22 protein-coding genes, 1 tRNA gene and 3 pseudogenes are annotated in these 22,050 nt (G+C 32.6%); 11 read left to right on the top strand and 15 right to left on the bottom strand.

Going from position 1 to position 22,050, the window contains the following annotated elements:
- Positions 1-30: 30 nt before the first annotated feature.
- Complete coding sequence (gene gpmI / locus AC0L5U_RS09855; protein WP_473416080.1) at positions 31-1,545, bottom strand: 2,3-bisphosphoglycerate-independent phosphoglycerate mutase; 1,515 nt, start codon at positions 1,543-1,545, stop codon at positions 31-33.
- A 239-nt stretch (positions 1,546-1,784) separates the two neighbouring features.
- On the opposite strand from gpmI, the gene AC0L5U_RS09850 reads away from it, so the two are divergent.
- The gene (locus AC0L5U_RS09850) at positions 1,785-2,180 is read left to right on the top strand and encodes an ankyrin repeat domain-containing protein (protein ID WP_473416079.1); all 396 of its coding nucleotides are present in this window, start codon (positions 1,785-1,787) and stop codon (positions 2,178-2,180) included.
- Positions 2,181-2,246: 66 nt separating this feature from the next.
- Here the strand turns inward: AC0L5U_RS09850 and AC0L5U_RS09845 are convergent, their stop codons facing one another.
- Complete coding sequence (locus AC0L5U_RS09845) at positions 2,247-3,017, bottom strand: M48 family metalloprotease (RefSeq protein ID WP_473416078.1); 771 nt, start codon at positions 3,015-3,017, stop codon at positions 2,247-2,249.
- A gap of 94 nt (positions 3,018-3,111) precedes the next feature.
- Positions 3,112-3,558: a GNAT family N-acetyltransferase gene (locus AC0L5U_RS09840; protein ID WP_473416077.1), complete on the bottom strand. Its 447-nt coding sequence runs from the start codon at positions 3,556-3,558 to the stop codon at positions 3,112-3,114.
- A 55-nt stretch (positions 3,559-3,613) separates the two neighbouring features.
- On the opposite strand from AC0L5U_RS09840, the gene AC0L5U_RS09835 reads away from it, so the two are divergent.
- Both AC0L5U_RS09835 and AC0L5U_RS09830 read left to right on the top strand, forming a co-directional pair.
- Positions 3,614-4,039 (top strand): GNAT family N-acetyltransferase, encoded by a 426-nt coding sequence (locus tag AC0L5U_RS09835; protein ID WP_473416076.1) that lies wholly within the window; start codon positions 3,614-3,616, stop codon positions 4,037-4,039.
- 48 nt (positions 4,040-4,087) lie between these two features.
- A tRNA-Gly gene (locus AC0L5U_RS09830) sits at positions 4,088-4,163 on the top strand.
- A gap of 178 nt (positions 4,164-4,341) precedes the next feature.
- Here the strand turns inward: AC0L5U_RS09830 and pepE are convergent.
- Positions 4,342-5,049 (bottom strand): dipeptidase PepE, encoded by a 708-nt coding sequence (gene pepE, locus AC0L5U_RS09825; RefSeq protein WP_473416074.1) that lies wholly within the window; start codon positions 5,047-5,049, stop codon positions 4,342-4,344.
- Positions 5,050-5,191: 142 nt separating this feature from the next.
- Between pepE and AC0L5U_RS09820 the strand changes: the two genes are divergently transcribed.
- The 5 genes from AC0L5U_RS09820 to tatA all read left to right on the top strand — a co-directional run bounded on the left by AC0L5U_RS09820 (position 5,192) and on the right by tatA (position 10,256).
- A complete protein-coding gene (locus AC0L5U_RS09820) occupies positions 5,192-5,992 on the top strand; it encodes a carboxypeptidase-like regulatory domain-containing protein (protein WP_473416073.1) in 801 nt (266 codons plus the stop codon).
- Between the two features lie 136 nt (positions 5,993-6,128).
- Positions 6,129-6,920, top strand: a complete 792-nt coding sequence (locus tag AC0L5U_RS09815; RefSeq protein WP_473416071.1) for a hypothetical protein — start codon at positions 6,129-6,131, stop codon at positions 6,918-6,920.
- A gap of 187 nt (positions 6,921-7,107) precedes the next feature.
- A complete protein-coding gene (locus AC0L5U_RS09810; RefSeq protein ID WP_473416245.1) occupies positions 7,108-7,485 on the top strand; it encodes a DUF6702 family protein in 378 nt (125 codons plus the stop codon).
- Positions 7,486-7,593: 108 nt separating this feature from the next.
- Positions 7,594-9,897 carry a M1 family metallopeptidase gene (locus AC0L5U_RS09805; protein ID WP_473416069.1) on the top strand — a complete coding sequence of 768 codons (2,304 nt, stop codon included), beginning with the start codon at positions 7,594-7,596 and terminating at the stop codon, positions 9,895-9,897.
- Between the two features lie 71 nt (positions 9,898-9,968).
- Positions 9,969-10,256, top strand: coding sequence for a twin-arginine translocase TatA/TatE family subunit (gene tatA, locus AC0L5U_RS09800; protein ID WP_473416067.1), 288 nt, complete (start codon positions 9,969-9,971; stop codon positions 10,254-10,256).
- A gap of 159 nt (positions 10,257-10,415) precedes the next feature.
- On the opposite strand, the gene AC0L5U_RS09795 is transcribed toward tatA, so the two are convergent.
- The 7 genes and pseudogenes from AC0L5U_RS09795 to kynU all read right to left on the bottom strand — a co-directional run bounded on the left by AC0L5U_RS09795 (position 10,416) and on the right by kynU (position 16,705).
- Positions 10,416-11,060: an O-methyltransferase gene (locus tag AC0L5U_RS09795; protein WP_473416066.1), complete on the bottom strand. Its 645-nt coding sequence runs from the start codon at positions 11,058-11,060 to the stop codon at positions 10,416-10,418.
- Between the two features lie 69 nt (positions 11,061-11,129).
- Positions 11,130-11,369, bottom strand: a complete 240-nt coding sequence (locus AC0L5U_RS09790; RefSeq protein ID WP_473416065.1) for a hypothetical protein — start codon at positions 11,367-11,369, stop codon at positions 11,130-11,132.
- A gap of 48 nt (positions 11,370-11,417) precedes the next feature.
- Entirely contained in the window at positions 11,418-12,500 is a 1,083-nt protein-coding gene (locus tag AC0L5U_RS09785; RefSeq protein WP_473416064.1) for an amidohydrolase family protein, read from the bottom strand.
- Positions 12,501-12,577: 77 nt separating this feature from the next.
- The gene (locus AC0L5U_RS09780) at positions 12,578-13,111 is read right to left on the bottom strand and encodes a 3-hydroxyanthranilate 3,4-dioxygenase (RefSeq protein WP_473416063.1); all 534 of its coding nucleotides are present in this window, start codon (positions 13,109-13,111) and stop codon (positions 12,578-12,580) included.
- A gap of 147 nt (positions 13,112-13,258) precedes the next feature.
- Positions 13,259-14,041 carry an SDR family oxidoreductase gene (locus AC0L5U_RS09775; protein ID WP_473416062.1) on the bottom strand — a complete coding sequence of 261 codons (783 nt, stop codon included), beginning with the start codon at positions 14,039-14,041 and terminating at the stop codon, positions 13,259-13,261.
- Position 14,042: 1 nt separating this feature from the next.
- Positions 14,043-15,441: pseudogene (locus tag AC0L5U_RS09770) on the bottom strand (FAD-dependent oxidoreductase).
- Positions 15,434-16,705 (bottom strand): kynureninase, encoded by a 1,272-nt coding sequence (gene kynU / locus AC0L5U_RS09765; protein WP_473416243.1) that lies wholly within the window; start codon positions 16,703-16,705, stop codon positions 15,434-15,436. Before kynU ends, AC0L5U_RS09770 begins: the two are co-directional and overlap by 8 nt.
- 145 nt (positions 16,706-16,850) lie before the next feature.
- Here kynU and AC0L5U_RS09760 point away from each other — a divergent pair.
- The 3 genes and pseudogenes from AC0L5U_RS09760 to AC0L5U_RS09750 form a co-directional block, all read left to right on the top strand.
- A pseudogene (locus AC0L5U_RS09760) lies at positions 16,851-17,009 on the top strand ((4Fe-4S)-binding protein); the annotation flags it as partial.
- A gap of 15 nt (positions 17,010-17,024) precedes the next feature.
- The gene (locus tag AC0L5U_RS09755; protein WP_473416242.1) at positions 17,025-17,240 is read left to right on the top strand and encodes a CDGSH iron-sulfur domain-containing protein; all 216 of its coding nucleotides are present in this window, start codon (positions 17,025-17,027) and stop codon (positions 17,238-17,240) included.
- A 131-nt stretch (positions 17,241-17,371) separates the two neighbouring features.
- Positions 17,372-18,171, top strand: a pseudogene (locus AC0L5U_RS09750) (class I SAM-dependent methyltransferase).
- Positions 18,172-18,236: 65 nt separating this feature from the next.
- Here the strand turns inward: AC0L5U_RS09750 and AC0L5U_RS09745 are convergent.
- From AC0L5U_RS09745 to AC0L5U_RS09730, 4 genes are all read right to left on the bottom strand, one after another.
- Positions 18,237-18,806, bottom strand: a complete 570-nt coding sequence (locus AC0L5U_RS09745; RefSeq protein WP_473416061.1) for a hypothetical protein — start codon at positions 18,804-18,806, stop codon at positions 18,237-18,239.
- A 103-nt stretch (positions 18,807-18,909) separates the two neighbouring features.
- Positions 18,910-20,025, bottom strand: coding sequence for an FG-GAP repeat domain-containing protein (locus AC0L5U_RS09740; protein WP_473416060.1), 1,116 nt, complete (start codon positions 20,023-20,025; stop codon positions 18,910-18,912).
- Positions 20,026-20,169: 144 nt separating this feature from the next.
- Positions 20,170-21,198 (bottom strand): alpha/beta hydrolase, encoded by a 1,029-nt coding sequence (locus AC0L5U_RS09735; protein WP_473416059.1) that lies wholly within the window; start codon positions 21,196-21,198, stop codon positions 20,170-20,172.
- Positions 21,162-21,968, bottom strand: coding sequence for a leucine-rich repeat domain-containing protein (locus AC0L5U_RS09730; protein WP_473416058.1), 807 nt, complete (start codon positions 21,966-21,968; stop codon positions 21,162-21,164). The genes AC0L5U_RS09735 and AC0L5U_RS09730 overlap by 37 nt, the downstream gene beginning before the upstream one ends.
- Positions 21,969-22,050: the final 82 nt, after the last annotated feature.

Below are 22,050 nucleotides of genomic sequence, written 5' to 3'. Positions count from 1 at the left end.
GCAAAGGTAATTATTTTTTGTTCTATCTTATTAAACCAAAGCGTGTTGCGTCATGGCTTTTGGTTGTTTTACTCCAATGAGCTTTAAAATTGTGGGTGCAACATCTCCTAAAACACCATCTTTAATTTGTTTTAATTCATTGTCAATTAAGATGATAGGGACAGGATTCGTGGTGTGGGCTGTATGTGGCGATCCATCAGGATTTATCATAGTTTCACAATTACCATGGTCTGCTATAAGTAAGGTAGTGTAACCATTTTCTAGTCCAGTAGTTATAACATCTTTTGCGCAAATATCTACTGCTTCACAAGCTTTAATAGCCGCTTCCATAATTCCTGTGTGGCCTACCATATCTCCGTTTGCAAAATTTAAACATACAAAATCTGCATTTCCTTTTTGCAATTCAGGAACTAAAGCATCTCGTAATTCATAAGCACTCATTTCAGGTTTTAAATCGTAAGTAGCAACTTTTGGTGAGTTTTTTAAAATTCGTGATTCGCCTTCAAACGGTGTTTCTTGTCCACCAGAAAAGAAAAATGTAACATGCGGGTATTTCTCAGTTTCGGCAATTCTAATTTGCTTTTTATTGTTTTTTGAAAGTACTTCACCTAAAGTGTTAGTAATATTATCTTTATTAAAAATAACTTTAATGCCTTTAAAATCATCACTATAATTTGTGATGGTTACATAGTACAAGTCAATTTTTTTTGTATTGTACTCTGGGAAATCTATTTGATTTAGCATTTCTGTTAATTCACGGCCTCTATCTGTTCTGAAATTATAAAAGATAATAACATCATCTTTTTGAATCTTCGCCACAGGGTTATTGTTAGTATCTGTAACAATTAATGGTTTGATAAATTCATCGGTAACTGCATTGTCATAGTTTTCCTGAATAGATGCAGTTGGGTTACTTGTAAAAGTACCAACTCCATTTGCAATAGCATCATATGCCAATTTTACACGTTCCCAACGTTTGTCTCTGTCCATTGCATAATAACGCCCTGTTATAGTTGCTATTTTTGTGGTTGTACCTTCTATGTAATTTTCTAAATCTTCAACATAACCTTTGCCAGACTTAGGGTCAACATCACGACCATCAGTAAAAGCATGTACAAAAGAGTTAACACCAGCTTTATTTGCTGCATCAATAAAGCCTTTGAGGTGATTTGTATGCGCATGAACACCACCGTTACTTAATAATCCTAAAAAGTGAACATTTTTATTGTTATCTGAAGCATATTTAAGGGCATCAACTAATACTTTTTCATCTTTTAAGGTGTCTTTTTCAATAGCGAGGTTAATTTTAGCTAAATCTTGATAGACGATTCTACCAGCACCTAAATTCATGTGCCCAACTTCACTATTCCCCATTTGCCCTTCTGGTAAACCAACATGTAAACCATCAGTTCTTAGAGATGCGCTTGGGTATTTTGTGTATAAACTATCTATAAAAGGAGTATTTGCATTATCAATTGCAGAAACTTTTGGGTCTGGAGATTTTCCCCAACCGTCTAGTATCATTAGGATGACTTTTTTGTTCATTTTTTTACTGAATTTTAAGCTGCAAAGATATGAATTTTAAAGGGATTCCCCTTCTTAATAGTTTTGAAATAATCGATAAAATAATGAATGTTTTGGTGAGATTATATTTCTTAATGTTTTGTGATAAAAAAGTTAAAAAAATGTTATTTAATATTTTTTAGTGTAACAAATTAAATTTTTAGTCGTCTCTTTAGTATAATCAAAAAATAAATCATTCATCAAATCAAAATTCATTCATCATGAAAAAAACAATCATTATTTCCGCAATCGCGTTATGCTTTTCAATTTTAAGTGTTAACGCAAAAACAACTTTAGAATCCAATCATTCAACACAAATTCAAGCTGTAACAGGAGTGAATCCTTTTTGTGTTTCAATCGCTAAAGGTGATTTTGAAACTGTAAAAAAATTGATAGATTTAGGTACAGACGTTAACCAAAGATCTAATGGTTTAACACCTGCGATGTATGCGGCAAAGTTCAATAGAACTAAAATTTTAAAACTTTTAATAGCTAAAGGTGCTAAATTAAAAGTAAAATCAGAAAAAGGTATGACAGCTATTAAGTATGCTAAAATTCATAAAGCTGCTGATGCTGAAGCTGTTTTGAAAGCTGCGCTTTCTAAAAAGAAAAAATAATTAAATTTTATAATAATTATTTTGAATTAGTCACACAAAAAAGCCCTCATTTGAGGGCTTTTATTGTTATAGTTGCGTTCTATATTTTTCTATAGCTTCCTCTATTTTTTCTATTCTATTATCTGGATCGGGGTGGGTGCTTTTAAATTCAGGAACTCTATTTGGGCCTGCAGCAGTTTTTAAAATTTCCATTACACCAATCATTTCTTCTGGATTGTAACCCGCTTTAATCATAAACTTTACACCTAAATCATCACTTTCTAATTCATCATCTCTTCCATTGGTTAAAAGTTTTTGTTGACCAATACCACCTACTAAACCACCCATATCTGCCCCTACAGATCCTGCTGTGGCTAAACCTTGCCAATATTCACTTTCAGCAATGCGTTCAGCACTATGTCTTCCTAAAACATGACCAATTTCATGTCCCAAAACTCCAGCTAGTTGATCTTCGTTTTCTAATTTAGAAAATAGTGCATAAGTAATAAAAACTTGACCCCCTGGTAGCGCAAAAGCATTAATTGTTTTAGGATCATTCAACAAATGGAATTCATATTTATAAGGTGTTTGTTTTGCGATACTGTTATTAACTAGTTTGTTGCCAACATTATCAACCATAGCTTGTAAACGGTTGTCTGGGTGTAAGCCTCCGTGTTGTTGAGCCATTTGTGGTGCACTTTGTAAACCAATAGCAATCTCTTTATCTGGTGTCATAGATATGGTTTGCATTCTACCAGTATACGGGTTTTCTTCACGTTGACTGCATCGTTTTAAAACAAAAAACAAGGCAATTGCCACGCCTATTAATAATCTGACTTTAAAATTTTTTCCTCTCATTGTAAGTGGTTTTAGGGTATTAAATTACAAAATTTTGGCTTATAATTTTGTGACACATATTTTGTGAAATTGTCACTTTGCTTTAAAATTAGTGTTATAGGTTTTTATACATCACATAGTGTTTCCCAATTTCAGTAATTTCAAATGGTTTTCCAATTGTGCAATAACCGTTACGTTTGTAAAAGTTTAAGGCTACTTCTCGAGCATTACACCAAACTAAAGCTATGTTTTTTGATTTTAGTAAGTGTTCAGCACGTGATAATATCATTTGTCCTAAACCTAAAGATTGATATTCTTTTAAAATAGCCATTCCTCGAAGTTGGTATTGAGGAGATTCAACAAGCAGCTTGTTTTTATTTTCCATTAATGATGCAACACCAATCAGTTCATCATTCGAAAATAGTCCTAAATGAATTGTTGTATCTAACTCGTCTCCATTAAAAACACAGGTTGACATGGGTTTGTTGGCTCTTAATATGGGATGTCTTACAGTATATGTTTTTTTGGCTTTTATTTGCTTTATGGAATAATTATGTTTCAAAATTCTTGTTTATTTTTAGTTTTTATGAAGTATCTTCAAATTTAAAAATAATAAAATGTCTTATAGTTTTGAAATCCTAAAAATGGATGAGATTGAAAAAGTAGTGCCATTAGTCGAAAAATTAGATAATTACAAGGTTTCTAGTGTTATTTTGAAACAACGATTTTTAGAAATGGCTACGCAAAATTATGAATGTGCGGTTATTATTAGTGATACTAAAATTATTGGTGTATGTGGCTTATGGTTTTGTACAAGACATTATTCAGGAAAAAGTGTTGAGGTAGACCATGTTTACATTGAAGATGAGTATAGAGGAGAAGGTCTTGGTAAACAGTTTTTTAAGTGGATTTATAAGTATGTGAAATCTAAAAATTGTGAAGCTATAGAGTTAAATACTTATGTTGGAAACCATTTGTCGCATAAGTTTTATTTTAATGAGGGGTTTAAGATTTTGGGTTACCATTTTCTAAAGAAATTATAATTTTTTTGCATTTCAATAAATAGATTATCTATATTTGTCGCCGTTAATGCGGGAGTAGCTCAGTTGGTAGAGCGTCAGCCTTCCAAGCTGAATGTCGCCAGTTCGAACCTGGTCTCCCGCTCCAAAAGCTTCATAGAAATATGAGGCTTTTTTTATGCAAATGGGTTTTACTTATGTGTATGGTTGTTGCTTGCATATTTGCCTACGTGAGGGATAGTAGTGGAAAGCCCGCAGCCCGACGCAGGAGGTACGAGGAATTGCAGCGGATAGCCAGCCTCTTTAGTGGCACGACCATATTTTTTTTATTTTAAATTGTTTAAATTAATACCACTTTCGACTTCATAGGGTGGTTTGTTGTACTCAAAAATTCTTGCAGAAAGTGTTCCTTTTAAGATGATATTTTGATTGCTAACATGAAGCCAGCTGCCTTCACGCAAGCCAACAACGGGCTGAGTGTTAAAATTATGGAACTCTTTTATTCTGGTTTCTCTGGTCTCACCCATGTGTTTACTTTTGGTATCTGGGTCTAGATAATGCGGATTAATATTAAAAGGCACTAAACCTAGAGCGTTAAAACTTGGTGGGTAAATTATGGGCATATCGTTTGTGGTTTTGATAGTGAGGCCACAAATATTGCTGCCTGCACTAGTGCCCAAATAGGGTCTGCCGTTGTTTATAACTGTCTTTAAAGTTGAAATTAAATTGTTTTTATAAAGTTGGTTGATTAGAACAAAGGTATTACCACCACCAACAAAAATACCTTCTGCATTTTTAATGGCTTTTACTTGGTTATCAAAAGTATGAAGTCCTTTTACAGTTTTGCCAATTTTAGAAAATGCTTTTAACGCAATTGCAGTATAATCATCATGTGAGATGCCGCTTGGTCTTGCATATGGTATAAAAATAATAGTTTTACTGTGCTTGAAATGTATAGATAATTCATCTAATAAATACTCTAGATACTCGCTACCATGTATGGTTGAGGTACTTGCGATAATTATTTGGCGCATTATAAAAAAGGTTTATGATAAAACTAAACATTTTTTAAGGATAATTAGTTCTTGATATTTCAAAAAATCAGTTTTAAGTCGTATTTTTAATAAAAAAGAAATACTACAATTAATATAATATTTCGATTTAAAATCAAAACCTATGAAAAATGTGTTTCTCTTATTATTAGTGCTATTAGCTATAACCGTTAATTCTCAAACTATTTCTAGGACTGATGTTCAAGGAAAAATAGTGGTAGAACATAGCGATATTTCGGGTATTACTATTTTTAATGCGTCTTCTGATAAAGGAACTGTTACAGATAGTAAAGGTGAGTTTAAAATTGCTGTAGCGTTAAATGATGTTATAGAAGTAAGTGCATTACAATTTCAGAATTTAAATTTTAAAGTGAATGAAGCTATTGTAGCTTCTAGAAATATGAAAGTTTTTTTAATTGAAGAAATTAATAAATTGGATGAAATTATAGTTAAAACTAAGGGTTTATCTGGTAATTTAAAAACTGATATTGATGGTTCTAAAACGTTTAATCCAAAGCTAGATGCGTTGTATTTTGGAGTAAAGCATAGTAGTGAATATGATTTTGAAATTGATTATAAAACTGAAGTGAAGAACATGTCTGTAAATACAGAGAAAAATAGACTTTACAATGGATTAAATATTGTAAATGTGGTAGACCAGTTACTATTACCAGTTTTTCGCTCTGAAGCGAAAAATAAAAAGGCATTGAATGTGCCTAAAGTACCTGCAAAAGCTATAAAATATTACTTCGCATCAGAGTTTTTGGTGGATAACTTTAAAATTCCAGAGCATAGGGTAGAGGATTTTATTGCTTTTGTAGAAAGTGGAGATTTTGATTTTTCGTTACTTAATTATGGTAGAGAGTTAGAGTTTCTAGAACTTTTAAATCAAAAAAGTATTGAGTTTATGAAGACTAATAAATAAACTTCAAATTAGTGACAATCATTTTAAAATTTATTTGGGTTGCAAAACAATTATTGTCCATTTAACAAAACTTTACAAACACTTTTGATTTTATTTAAGACTTTACTGGCGTTATTTACAGCCTAAAAAATTAATATTGAAGTCTTTATCGGTTATTATAATTTTATTTATAGGTCAATCAATTCAATCTCAAACGGTTGAAATTGTTGGTAAAATTGAAAGTACTTTAAATATTGAAGATATCCATGTTATTAATAAAACAGCAAAAAAATTCACAATAACTGATAAGGCTGGAGTATTTAAAATTCCTGTAAGTTTAAATGATACGCTAAGTTTTTCTTCGTTGCTTCATACACCAAAAGAGATTATTATTTCTAAAGTAATGCTGCTTTCAAAAACGGTTTCAGTAGTATTGGAAGAGCAAATAAATACTTTAAATCAAGTAACAGTTGGTAAGGTACTTTCAGGAGATTTATTATCTGATATTGGCAATGTTGATGGTAAAGCACCCATCAATTTTTATGATTTAGGTATCCCAGGATATACAGGTAAACCTGCTACACAAACTGAAAGGCGACTGAGTGAAGCCGGAGAGTTTAAGCCAAAGATGTTACTTGGCGCACTAACAGGTTCTATACCATTAAACCCAATAATTAATGGTATTACTGGTAGAACTAAAATGCTTAAAAGTCGTGTTAAACATGAGAAGAATGATGCTTTATTAAGAAAAATTCGTAGTGAATTATCTGAAAGTTTATTCAATATCATCCCTCTAGAAGAAGAGTTTAGAGCAGATTTTTTCTATTTCTGCGAAATGGATCAAAACTTCTATTCAAAATGTGAAGGAAAGGCAGATTTAGAAGTGTTGGAGTTTCTAAAAGAAAAACTTAAGCAATATAAAGCCAATCAAAAAGAAGAGAAAGATTAAATGTTTTGGCATAGGTTTTGAAACTCAAAAAATAATTACATTAGCTTTACATTATTAAAATTATGAAACCCTACAAATTCGTCTTACCTGTTTTACTTTTTGTGACATTATCCTCTTTTATGTCTCTTCATAAGTACTATATCAGTAATACACAAATAGAGTACTTGTCTGAAAAAAATCAGTACAAATAATTACGCGGATTTTTATTGATGATCTTGAAAGTGTACTAAGAGAGCGTTACGATGCTGATATTACCCTTGATGATGAAAACTCAAGAACAAACGATTTATATATAGAAAGGTATTTGAATTCTAAAATCAAAATAAAGATTAATGATAAGCAAGTAAGTTTTATTTTTATAGGAAAAGAAATAGACTCAGGAATTGTAAAATCTTATCTAGAAATTGAAAATGTAGAAGCTATAAATGCATTTGAAATCACAAACCAAACTCTCTTTGGAATACTTTCAGAACAACAAAACATAATTAAATTAAATATAAACTCAAAACAAAAGAGTTACATTCTTACTAAACAAAATGATACTGCACTGTTAAATTTTAATTAAATTAAAGTTTAAAACTTCTTAAAAGTGTTATTTTTGGATGCTTTATGTGTTAAATTGTTAAAATTTGTTATCACATAAACTTTTTTTAAAAAATTATAAGACTATCTAATGAAGCACTTATTGTACTATTTTCTATCGGTTGTTTTTATTTCATCTAGTGTTAATGCACAAGAGCAAGAAAATACAACACCTCAAAAAGGTCATCAAAACACTAACAAATTTAAGCAATTGTATGACGAGTTTTCAACTCCAAACATGTACAGAGCTGCTTCTGGTGCTCCTGGTCATGCCTATTATCAACAGCAGGCAGATTATAAAATGGATATAGTTTTAGATGATGAAAACGCAAAACTATCCGGTTTTGAAACTATTACTTATACAAATAACTCTCCCGATGTTTTAAAATATTTATGGGTGCAATTAGATCAAAACAAAAGGGCTAAAGATTCTAAATCGCCGCTAATAGAAAGTAGTTCTGTAGATCCTGTAATGTTGCCTAAACAATTTGCTGATGATTATTTATCTCAACCATTTGATGGAGGTTTTAATATAGAGGCAGTTAAAGATACTAATGGTAATGGATTGCCACACATGACAAACCGCACCATGATGCGTGTAGAATTGCCTAAGCCATTAGCGAGTGGCGATAAATTTTCTTTCTCCATAAAATGGTGGTATAATATTAACGACCATGTTTTAAAAAGAGGACGCTCTGGTTATGAATTTTTTCCTAAAGATGGAAACAGAGCTTACGTTATAGCACAGTTCTTTCCTAGAATGGCTGTATATAGTGATGTTGAAGGATGGCAAAATTCTCAATTTTGGGGACGCGATGAGTTTGCATTGCCATTTGGAGATTACGAAGTTAATATAACCGTACCTGCAGATCATATTTTAGATGGTACTGGTAAATTAACCAATAGAAAAGAAGTGTTTTCTAAAACGATGATGCAGCGTTATGAACAAGCCAAAAAATCATACAAAGAACCTGTGTTAATCGTAACTCAAGCCGAAGCAGAAGCTGCTGAAAAAAGCAGGTCTACAGCAACAAAAACTTGGAAACTCAAAGCAGAAAATGTTCGTGATTTTGGTTTTGCCACATCAAGAAAATTTATCTGGGATATGATGGCCGTTAAAATTGGCAATAAAGATGTTATGGCAGTATCAATGTACCCAAAGGAAGGAAATCCACTTTGGGAAGATTGGTCTACAAAGGCGGTAGCTAGTACATTAAAAACATATTCTAGAATGACGTTTGATTACCCATACCATAAAGCCATTTCAGTTCATGCTAAAAATCAAGGTATGGAATACCCAATGATTTGCTGGAACTACGGCCGCCCAAAAGAGGATGGCACGTATAGTTCTCGTGTACGTTATGGTATGATGGGAGTTATTATACATGAAGTAGGGCATAATTTTTTCCCAATGATTGTAAATAGTGATGAGCGTCAATGGACTTGGATGGATGAAGGTTTAAATAGCTTTGCGCAATATGTAGCGCAAATTGATTTTGCTGAAGCATATCCAGATGCACTAGCAGAAGGAGATACCGAATTCCCACATAGAAGAGGACCAGCAGAAAAGATTGTACCTTATATGGGTGGAGATCAAAATTACATAGCACCAATAATGACTAAAGGCTTAAATACCTATCAATTTGGAAATAATGCTTACGGGAAACCTGCAACAGCACTTAACATATTAAGAGAAGCTGTTATGGGACGTGATTTATTTGACTATGCATTCAAAGAATATTCGCAAAGATGGATGTTCAAACACCCAACACCAGAAGATTTTTTTAGAACCATGGAAGATGCCTCAGCAATGGACTTAGATTGGTATTGGAGGGGATGGTTTTACACCACCGATTGGGTTGATATAGGTATACAAGATGTAAAAAAATACTATGTATCCTCAGAACCAAATGCTTATATGAAAGAGGTTATGAAAGAGCGTGGTATCAAGAAAAAAGATTTAAGACCATTAGTATATATGGTTGAAGAAGGTAGCGAAGATTTTAAAAAATCTATGAAAGATGAAATGGCAACAGAAGCAAAAACAGTAAAAGAATATCTGATGGATAATTTTTCTGAAACCGAACGCCAAAACATAAAAACACCAAAGTATTTTTATAATATTACGTTTGAGAAACCGGGCGGTTTGGTAATGCCCATAATCGTGGAATTTACCTATGCAGATGGTTCTAAAAAAATGGAAACTTATCCAGCACAAATATGGAGATTTAATGATAACGAAGTCACAAAAGCAATAGCAAGTGATAAAGAAATTGTAAGTATAACGATTGACCCTAATCTACAAACTGCAGATGTAGACACCACCAATAACTCTTGGCCAAAGAAAATAGAGCAAGGCGAGTTCGAAAAATTCAAACAAAAAGTAAAAGGATAAAACTTTCAAAAAGCCGATTTTTTAAAATCGGCTTTTTTTATTCTAACAAAACAAGTTACTATATTTGTAAAGTGATACAACAAGCAATATTTTTATTTATTGGTACGCCAGAAGTAATGGTTATACTCGTGGTAGCGGTTCTCGTATTTGGTGCAAAAAACATTCCTGAGATTGCTCGAGGCTTGGGTAAAGGTATGCGCACACTTAAAGATGCCACCAATGATATTAAACATGAAATCACAAAAAGTGCCGAAAATCATGGCATAGATACGAGTATCACTAAAGACGTAAAAAACGAACTTGATAAAGTAAAAGACAATCTAGAAGATTTTACAGGTTCTGTTAAGCGTAAATTATAATAGTTTTTATTTGGGCGTTACCCTTTCGGGTCAGGCTTTCCGCTATATCTTTTTCTCGTGCCTCAAAAAAGGATGCCGCTTCAATCCTTAACGCACTTATCTGCTAAAGTTGTGTTTTTGATATATGTTTTATAATTCTTGTAAGCTAAAACCCACTTTTTATAACTTCCTACTAATAGTCAATCCATCCCTAATAGGCAAAACCACAGTTTCAACACGTTTATCATCTTTTAAAAGTTTATTATAAGCAATTAGCGCAGGTGTAGAAGTATCATCTTTTTTAAATGTAGTATCTAAAACTTTTCCACTCCAAAGCACATTATCAGATAAAATAATACCACCAGAATTTAGCTTATCAATAATAATTTTAAAATAATTAGAATAATTTTCTTTATCAGCATCAATAAAAACTAAATCAAAAGTTTTATCAAGCTTCGGAATAATTTCTAAAGCATTACCCAAATGCTGAACAATTTGATTACCATTTTCAGACTTGTCAAAATACTTGCGCTGAAAATCAACCAATTCTTCATTCACATCAATGGTGTGCAGTTCCCCTTTAGGATGTAAACCTTCAGCTAAGCATAATGCAGAATATCCTGTGTAAGTTCCAATCTCTAAAATATTTTTTGGCTTAACCAATTTAGAAATCATACTTAAAACACGCCCTTGGTAATGTCCGCTCAACATTCTAGGTTGTAATATTTTTTGATAGGTTTCTCTTGTCAGTTGTAGTAATAATTCGGGCTCCTCCTCAGAGTGTTTTACAACATAATCATCAAGTTCGTCGGAAATAAAATTCATAAGATTACGCTTCGTTTTAAATTTATTTAAAACAAAGTTATATTAAATTCTAAGAAAATAAGTGTAGAATTAGTTTTCTGCTTTTGGCTCAGAAACGTCAGGGTTTGGATTGCCAGTTTCGGTACCATCATTTTTTCCTCCCATAAAAAATAATATAGCACCAACAACAACAAGTCCAATTTTTATAATCCAGGCTGTAGTATCTCCCCAAGTATATATCCACATTAGTAAAGATGGTACTCTATCAAAAAAGTTTAAAACAATAGCAAAAAGGCCAAAAAAAGCCATGTAAGATCCAATTTTTCTCATAATTTAGTTTGATTAGATGTTAAATATAGGAAAGAAAATTAAAACAATTTAAGGCAATATTTTATTAACCAAATTCTTTTTACCAACTTCATCATTTCCAAACAACCATTGTAATACATTATTTTCCCATATATCATCATATTCGCTTTCTGTAATAATATTTCTTTCAATAGCCAAGTCTAGTAATTTTCCAGGATAAGAAGATTGAGGTTCGCTTTCCATTTCTCCCAGAGGGTATGGGTCATCAAGCCCCATTAAAACCTGTTTAGCGCCATGATTCCGTAATAATAAATCTAAGCCACCAGTATCATGTACCAAAGTGTCAAAGAAAATATTTTTATGCCCCACAGCTTTTCTAGGGTGGTGTTTGCCTTCAAATAAATCTGGTCTACCATCAAAACCTTGAATACGTCTTCCTAAATTAATTTGAGCCAATTGTCCGCCATGAGCAAAACAAGTACGCATATTTGGAAATTTTTCTTGATAACCATTCAAAGTTAGAAAATGGTAGGCATCTGCACATTGTGCTAACATCCATATTAAATGAAAACGCCATGAGGTATTTTCTAGTTTTATAAACTTTTCGCCATCATAAGGATGAATTTCAACTGCCAAATTGTATTTGTCAGCAAGTTCAAAAATAGGTTCGTTTTCTTCATCAAAAATACACCGCCAAGTACCAATAGTATCCATGTAGTGTGTTGGTAAACACAATAACCGCATGCCATGAGTTTCTACACAACGTTCAATTTCCCAACAAGCACTTCTAATAAAACCTGGATGTACTACAAATCCACAAGTAAATTTACTAGGATGGTCATCCTGAATTTTAGCATTAAAATCATTTTGAAAGCGTAATGCCTTTTTCATTTCTTCAACACGTAAACCATTGCCATAGAGCTGTGATAAATTTAAAACAACAGCATGGTCTAGTTTGTTACGTTCCATCCATTCCAGTTTTTCATTTAAGAAAAAGCTAGAGTCTGTAACAGGGCGTTTCCAGCCCTTTTGAAGCATAAATTTCCTGTCCTTGTCTACCCAAAAAATGCCTTTTTCTCGCATAAATTCTGGAATTTCTTCTGGGTAAGGTAGTAAATGCGAATGACCGTTAATTCTGAGTTTACGTTTCATTTTATTATCCTGAGAGGTCAGGAATCTTTAAGTTGTATTATTTGTTATCCTGAATTTATTTCAGGATCCATCATTAATTAATCTATTTTAACTTTCTTCGGAGGCTGCATGACTTCACCACAATTCGGGCAGCTTCGTTTGTTTTTATCGCCGTAATATTCATCAAAAATCTTAGGCATATCCGTTTCAATATTATCTAGAGTAAAATCTTCTTCATAAAGCTTTGTTACACAATTTTCACAAAACCAAAGCAACGCATCTTTAACACCTTCTTCTCTAGGATATTCAATAACCAACCCAACAGTATTAGCACCTCGTTGCGGAGAATGTGGTACTTTTGGTGGCAATAAAAATATTTCACCCTCTCTTATATGGATGTCTTTCGGAGTCCCTTTATCAATCACTTTTAATACAATATCGCCTTCAACCTGATAGAAAAACTCAGGTGTTTCGTTATAATGATAATCCTTTCTACTATTCGGTCCACCAACAACCATCACAATAAAATCGCCATCTTTCCAAACCACTTTATTTCCCACAGGAGGTTTTAAAAGATGTCTGTTTTCTTCAATCCAAGCTTTAAAATTTATCGGAGGAAATAATTTACTCATTGTTAAAAGGCCCTCTAAATCCCGATATTTATCGGGAAACTCAAAACGGGGATTTGAGTTGTTGTTAATTATAGTTTAAAGATAAAAAAAGATATATAGATTGCGCTAATTTCTCCCTCCCTTTTGGTAGGGTTGGGGAGGGTTTATTTACAAAGATTTTGTGCGTCCACCATCCACAGGAAGATTGACACCATTTATATATCCAGCTGCTTCACTAGCTAAAAATGTAATAGCATTTGCAGTCTCTTCAGGTTGCGCAAAGCGCTTTACAGGTGTGTAATTTTTCATAATTTCTGTCATTTCTTCAATAGAGCTTTCTTCAATATTTGCTTTAATTTTTATGATTTCATTTAAGCGCTCAGTATTAGTAAAACCAGGAAGTACGTTATTTACCGTTATGCCAAATTCAGCAACTTCAACAGATAATGTTTTACTCCAATTACCAACAGCACCTCGAGTTGTATTGCTTACCCCAAGTCCAGGAATAGGTTCTTTTACAGAAGTTGAAATTACATTGATAATTCTACCAAAACCTTCGGATTTCATAAACGGAACAGTTACTTGTGCTAAAAGATGGTTGCACTTTAAATGCATTGTGAAAGCATTCTCAAAAGCTTCCAAACTAGCAGATAGAATAGCACCACTTCTCGGTCCGCCAGTATTATTTACAACAATATGGAACCCATGTTCCCTCTCAATAAACTTAATAACTTGCTCTTGTAATTCTCTTGGGTTAGAAAAATCTGCAACAATGTAGCTGTGATTTCTGTATTTTGGTAATTCTGCTAAAACTGCCTTTAGTTTTTCTCTGTTTCTAGCTACAAGAGTTACGTTAACACCTTCTTGCGCTAAGGCAATTGCTGTAGCTTTTCCTATGCCTTGTGTGCTACCGCAAACTAATGCATTTTTGTTATTTAGGTTTAAATTCATATTATCTCAATTTAGCGACTCTATCATCTTCAAGAATAGCTTCTGTTTCTATTTTTACTTTTTCTAAAATGTCTTTTAGATTTCCGCTTATATCAATTTTTTTGTCTGAAAGCAGATTCAAAATAGCTTTATCCTGAGCTCTTCCTCTTAACATAGCTTCTCTATAACCAATAGCTTCATTAAAAGTTACTAATGAATATTTAGAGGAATAAGTATTTGGAAACTCTTTTTCTAACGCCATTTCTAATTTACGCTTTTCTTTGAAAACAGCATGATTTACATGCCCTTTCATTTCATGAAAGTTGTCAATAGCTAAATCTGCAATAGCATCTGTATCTTTTTTACGAGTATTTTCATAAACTTTAAAAATAGTTTCCCAATCGCCTAAATTTTGGTCTAGTACTTTGTCAAACTCAACTACGTCTTCAAAAGAGGCATTCATTCCCTGTCCGTAAAACGGCACGATAGCATGTGCTGCATCGCCCATTAAAAGCGTATTACCTTGATAATGCCAGGGCGAACATTTTATGGTTCCTAAAGGAGCCGTTGGGTTTTCAAAAAAGTCCTCAAGTAAATTTGGCATAACAGCTAAAGCATCTGGGAACTGGTTTTGGAAAAATTCCAATACTTTATCTTCTGTTGTTAAATTATTAAAATTGTATTCGCCTTCATTATAACTTAAAAAAAGCGTTACCGTAAAACTACCATCTAAATTTGGTAAAGCAATAAGCATAAAACTGCCACGAGGCCATATGTGTAAAGCGTTTTTATGGATTCTATAGTCGCCATTTGGTTTAGGTAGAATGCTTAATTCTTTATAACCATGTGTTAAATAGGCTTGTGAAAAACTGAATAAGAATTTTTTTGCCTAAATAATAACTTTTTCGCATTGCTGAACCCGCACCATCAGTTGCTATAATAATATCCGCATCTTCTACAAATTCATCTTTGGTATTATAATCTTTTAAAAGTGTTGTAGTTTTTTCAAAGTCCACAGATTTACACTTTTTATTGAAATAAATAGTGACGTTTTCGTGTTTTTCGGCTTCGTCTAACAGCAACGCATTTAAATCGCCACGAGAAATAGAATTGATATATTCATGCTCACGACCGCTATAATTTGATTGGAATGTGTTGCCATGTTCATCATGAATCATACGTCCGTTCATCGGAATACAAAGTGATTTTACTTTTTCTTCTAGACCTACTAGTTTCATGGCTTTGTTACCGCGGTCTGAAAATGCTAAATTTATGGAACGTCCTGCACTAATATCTACTTTTCGTAAATCTGGGCGCATTTCGTAAACAGAAACGTTATAGCCCTTTTGTCCTAATCTTAGTGCGAGTAAGGAGCCACAGAGTCCTGCGCCGATAATCAGAATGTTTTGTTGTTTACTCATTTAATATACCTTTCATTTTTTTAACCAGCATAAATACATCTTCAAAAGAATTATAAAGCGGTACAGGTGCACATCTAATTACATCTGGTTCTCGCCAATCACTAATTACTCCAGCTTCGGTTAACTTGGTGTGCAAAGATTTATCGGCATTTTTGACTTGAATAGATAATTGGCATCCACGTTCTTCAGGGTTACTTGGCGTGATAATTTTAATAGTATCTTTTCCTAATTGCTTTAATAAAAACTCAAAATAACCTGTTAGTTTTTTTGATTTAGCTATTAAATTATCAAAACCTACTTCATTAAATACATCCAATGAAGCTTTTATCGCTGCCATGGATAAAATAGGTGGATTGCTTAATTGCCAACCTTCAGCTCCTGGAAGCTGGTCGAATTCGCCACGCATATTAAAACGTGTTTTCTTGTTATGACTCCACCAACCTACAAATCGGTTTAAGTCTTTGCGATGTGCATGCCGTTCGTGTACAAAACAACCTGCTAAGCTTCCAGGGCCTGAATTTAAATATTTGTAAGTGCACCAGGCGGCAAAATCTGCTCCAGAATCATGTAGATTTAATTGTACGTTTCCTGCACCATGTGCGCAATCAAAACCAACTGTGCATCCATACTTATGGCCAAGTTTTGTAATTCGCTTTAAGTCGAAAAACTGACCTGTGTAATAGTTTACGCCTCCAATCATTATTAAAGCGATTTCATCGCCTTGCTCTTTTAGAATTGCTTCTAAATCGTCATAATTTAATAGCTCTTCGCTTTTTCGAGGTTTCCAAAGTATCAATCCTTCCTTGTGATCAAAACCATGATGTTTTAATTGAGATTCAACAGCATATTTATCCGAAGGAAATGCATCACTTTCAATTAAGATCTTATAGCGTGTTTTGGTAGGCTGGTAAAATGATACCATTAAAAAATGGAGGTTTGCTGTTAGTGTATTCATCACAACAACTTCAATAGGTTTTGCACCTACCACTTTTGCCATAGTTTCAGTTAAAAATTCATGATACGGCAACCAAGGGTTTTTGGCTTCAAAATGACCTTCTACACCTAAACTTGCCCAATCTTCTAATTCTTGATTTACATAAGCCTTGGTCTGTTTTGGTTGCAAGCCTAAAGAGTTTCCTGTCATGTAAATCAAATCATTTCCGTTTTTATCTTTCGGCAAATGAAATTGATTTCTGTAAACTGCTAATACATCTTTTTTATCTTGATCTAATGCAAATTCTAGACCTAATTGGTATTCAGACAAAGTGTTTCTGTTTTCGGGTTCAAACAAAAATAAGAATTTAAAACATAGTAATGAAGCTAGTAAACTCAGTAAATTTCAGCTCAATTTTTTTGTATATTTAAGAAAATATTGAAGTTATGGGAAGAAAAAAGAATATACAAATGGAGAAGTAACTATTGTTTGGGAACCAGATAAATGTATCCATTCAGGGATTTGTGCCAGAGGACTGCCAAATGTGTTTAGACCAAAATTAAGGCCATGGGTTAAGATTGATGCTGCTGAAACCGAAATATTAGTAAATCAGGTAAAACAATGCCCGACAGGCGCATTGAGTTTTTATATGAATGATGAAGATGATAAAACAACAGAAACACTCGATACCAAAGTTGAGGTTTTAGAAAATGGCCCACTACTAGTTTATGGTACTTTAAAAGTGATACATAATGATGGAAAAGAGGAAATAAAAAATAAAACTACTGCTTTTTGCAGATGTGGTGCCTCAAATAATAAACCTTTTTGTGACGGCGCACATGTAAAAACTGAGTTTAAAGGATAAATACTTTCAAAAAGGAAAAAACGCTTCAGAAATTAACTGAGGCGTTTTTAATATATATAGACGCAAATGCGGAAAAAACTATGTAAATTAATTACGATATTGGTCGCTCTATAGATGTTTAACTTACAGAAATGGATTCAAATAAATTATATTTTAATACTAATAAAGCTACTTGGAATGATAAAGTCAAAGTTCATGCCAAAAGTGAGCTATATGACATAGAAAGTTTTAAAAAGGAAAATCTTCATTAATGGCTTATGAATTGGAGGCTTTGGGAGATGTAAGCGGAAAATCTTTGTTGCATTTGCAATGTCATTTTGGGCAAGATACGATGAGTTGGAGTAGGCTAGGAGCGAAATGTACAGGTGTAGATTTAAGTGATGAAGGCATTAAGTTGGCGCAAAAATTAAATGATGAATTAAAGCTTGATGCTGAATTTGTATGTTGCAATGTTTTGGATACTTCGGAATTTGTAAAAGATACATTTGATATTGTGTTTACCAGTTATGGTGTGATAGGTTGGTTACCCGATTTAAAACCTTGGGGTAAAATGATTGCTGAACGTTTAAAAAAGGGTGGCGTATTTTTCATGGCAGAATTCCACCCAATAGTTTGGATGTTTGATTATTTAGGTGAAAAACCGATTATGAAATATGGCTACATGCAAGATGAGGCCATTTACGAAGAATATTTAGGTACTTATGCAAATCAAGATTCAAAAATGATAAGTAAGGAGTATGGTTGGAATCATGGTTTGAGCGAGGTAATTAATGCTTTAACTGAAGCTGGATTACATATTGAGTGTTTAAACGAATTTGATGAAAGTCCTTATGATGTGTTGCCTAATTTGATAAAGAATGAATCTGGTATGTTTGTGACAAAAGATAAATTGTATCCATTGATTTTTACTTTAAAGGCTACAAAGGTTTAGTTTTTTTGTTAGTAAAGTAGACTTTTTATTAGTTATATACTCATGTTGTAAGTAGTATTTTTTATTTACCAGTCAGGTTTATAAATTAATTCCTTAGTTGCCAATTTTAGTTTATAATACTTTTCAATTCGTTCAGATGTTTGTGGACTTTTTAGGGTTTTTACAATTAATGTATCATTTATTATTTCAAACTCTTCTTTTGATTTAAAAACTCCAGATTGCACATGATAATAAGCAATTTGAATGTTATTTGTTTCAAAACACGTAGAATAGAATCCCATTTGCGCTTTTTTTGGATTTAATGAATTTATGCTGTCAATTTTTATATTGATAAAAAATGCTATTTTGTTATCAGCATAGAATTTATATCCATTCTTAAATGTTTTTCCATTATCATAAGTTTTTAATTCCGATAAATATATTACGCTTGTATCTACTTTCTCAAAAACTCTTTTATCAATGCAATTTTTGTTGGAAAATTTAATCTTATTTGGTCTAACTATCCCAAATTCATTTCTACTAGCACAATTTGTCAAGTAAAAGATTAAGATTATTAAAATAGTATTTTTAAAAAAGTTCAAAATTACGTCGTTTTGGATATTACCACCACGGCATTGTATATGGCACGTTGCCATATTAGTAGTTTTATATTTTTCAGTCGAAACTGAAGTTTATTAGTAGGGGAGGGTTTAAAGTTAGCCAAATTTTGGCAATGTGTTATATATGTTGTAGCCACAGTTATTTTTTTCGAGTTCTGTAATATAAATTCCAACTTCCGGAATTCGACTCCACTATATCAGGAAATCCATCGTTATTTAAATCTCCTATTTCTATGTTATAAGTATCGTCTTCTATGTCTTCTCGTAGACCAATTTCTATAAATTCGCCATTTTCTTGACCTAAATAGACATAATTTCGCTCTTCTGAATTTCCCTCAACGATGTCAAGATATCCGTCCTTATTCAAGTCAACTACTTTAATCGATGAAGTTGAATGTTCAGTTTTTAAATCATAAATTCGATTAAATACTAACTTTTTGTTTCCGAAATAGATGCTGTTTTTAGAGCCTAAATTTCCTACTACGATGTCTAAAAATCCGTCATTGTCCAAATCTGCGACGTCGATAGAACGGGATTCGTCTTCTTCATTGCCGAATTCTATTACTTTTGAAAAATTCTGATTACCGTCATTTATATAAACTTTATTCCTACTCTGTCTTTCTGCTGTAATTAAGTCCAAAAATCCGTCTTTGTTTATATCTATAACTTTAGTTTGAATAGTTTGGTCTGTTTGGTTGCCGTAAGTGATGATGTTTTCAAAGTTGCCCTTTCCGTTGTTCAGGCAAATTTCGTTTTCGGCTTTTCTGTTTGATAATATTAGGTCAAAATCTCCATCATTGTCAATATCTGCTATTTCAAGATTTCTTGAAGGTGATATTGAACCAAAATTGGTTTCATTGTTAAAGTTTTGATTGGATAAACCAAAGTATATTTTATTGGGATTGTTGTCATTGGCTACGGCAATATCCATAAACCCATCATTGTTTAAATCAGCACTTTTCACAGAATAGGTAGCATCAAGAAATCTTCCAATAGGTTGGGCTACTTTAAAACCTCCCTTTCCATCATTGTAGTAAATATAGTTTTGTTCCGCCCAATGTCTTCCATTAGCTACGAGTGCATCTAAATCTCCATCCTGGTCAATGTCTGATAACGTTATTGAGGCAGTTCGATTTGATTGCGTTCCGATGGAAAAAAATCCGTCAGCATTAAAAAATGTCACTTCTTGAGCAAATCCATTTAACGAGATCGTCAATAAAGTAAGTAATATTATTGGTGTTCGTATTTTTTTCATAATTGTGCCTAACGTGTTTGTATATGGAAAGTTACGTGGTTTAGTATTTAACTTTGCAAGTACACACCAAGTTGGAAATTCCGCAGGGATTTCCAAAGTAGGTGAGAACGAGCAATTACTTATAGCCATTATTACCAACTGTTATTATTCTATTTTAATAATAGGTTCTTCTTTCAGATATCCAAGTGATAATAAAAATTTATCAGCTTCAATTAGTGTTTTTTTGTAATATTCAAAATTGCTATAATTGAAAAATCCATGACCTTTTCCTTCATACAGTTTCAAATCGCATCTGCTCCCAACTTTTTCCATTACGGTTTTGTAATATTCTACTATTTCTACTGGGATGAGCTTGTCTTTAGTTCCAACCAATATAATTGTAGGTGGAGCTCCCTCATTTATATTATGTAGGGGTGAGAACTTTTTGTACTCCTTTCCAATTCTTTCATAGCCATAACCACCTGGTCCATTATCAATAACTGGATTAAAAAGCACAAGAGCATTTGGTTTACAATCGGTAGTTTGATTATTAGTATCTTCACTATAACCGTTTATTAATGCTGTTGCAGCTGCAAGATGACCTCCAGATGAACCACCGGAAGCTATTATTTTGTTTGAATCAATACCAAAATCAGAAGCATTTGTTTTTATATATCTAATAGCAGATTTAGCGTCTTTTAGCGATTCAAGGGGTGTTGTCTTATTTTTGGTTTTCGTTCGATAATCAGCAAGAAAACAAACAATTCCTCTTTTGGAAAAATACTTAGCATGATTTAAGAAATGAGACTTATCGCCACCTATCCATCCTCCACCAAAAAAGAAAATCATTGCAGGATATTCTTTTCCTTCTCCCATATTATTTGGATAATATATTTCTAAAAATAATTTGGTAGAATCGATTTGTTTGTAAAGTACTGTCTCTTGAGCAAAGCAAATCACGCTGCTAAACATTATAATTACGATTGTCAAAGTCAAAGAATTTTTCATCATTATTAATTGTTGGTAACGTTGTTGTATAAGATTAGTTGCGTGGTTTAGCAACGAATTTAGCAAATAAATCACAGATAGAAAGTCCGCTAGGACTTTCGCAATTAGGTAAGAAGCCAGCAATAAATTATATACGGTGTTGCCAACAGTTATTTTTTCAGTTCTTCTAATTTTTTTATTTCCCAATCTTTGTCATCATAGATTTTTTTGTTCTTATCATCCCAATCTACAAAATTTCCAGAGTTCAGTTTTTTATGTTTCTGTAATATTTCTTCTTTAATTTCTTTAGGTACAATTACCAAAATATCAAACCTGATTAAATTCTTAATCGATAACAAACTCTTATAAGAATTCTTATCTATTACAGAAGAGGAATTCAAATCCAAATGTTTTAGGTTTATAAGTTTTTCATAAGGTTCTAAACTTTTAAGTCGCAAATTCCTTGGTGCAAAAGCATCTCCGTTTAATGAAAGTCCAATAAGAGAAAATATTTCTCCTATTTTTTCATAATTATCTATTTTAAAAGAGTTTTCAATTCTTAAATGAGTCAGTTCAATTTTCGTTATTGGCGAAATATCTTTTAATTGAGTAAACCTCTCTAATTCCAATCTTTTTAGTTTTGTCAGTTTTAAAATTGGATTTAAGTCAGTTGCTTTTGAACCGTCAATTATTAAGTCAGTAAGATTTGGTAACTCACAAAAAATGTCAAGAAACTCTTGATTAATTCCAAAAGCGATAGAAATTCGTTTTACTTTTTCCAGCGAGGGAATCATTTTTACCCATTCGCTTTTTACTCTTTCTTTTTCTTTTTTGGTTGAAACGTGCCATTGAAAAGATAAACTACCAATTCGGATATTTTCAGAGTTTATTTTTGGATTATCATACTGTTGTATGTTCACATAATCGTAAATATGTTCTGGTGAAAAAAATTGATGATTTTTATATCTGTCGTTCATTTTAATTGTTGGCAACGGTTACGTATATGAAAAGTTGTGTGCGAGGATTTTCCGTAGGAAAATCAGATACAAGCAAACAAAG

This window comes from Jejuia sp. G7-7, assembly GCF_055808955.1.
This window is presented reverse-complemented; position numbering and strand designations above follow the sequence as displayed.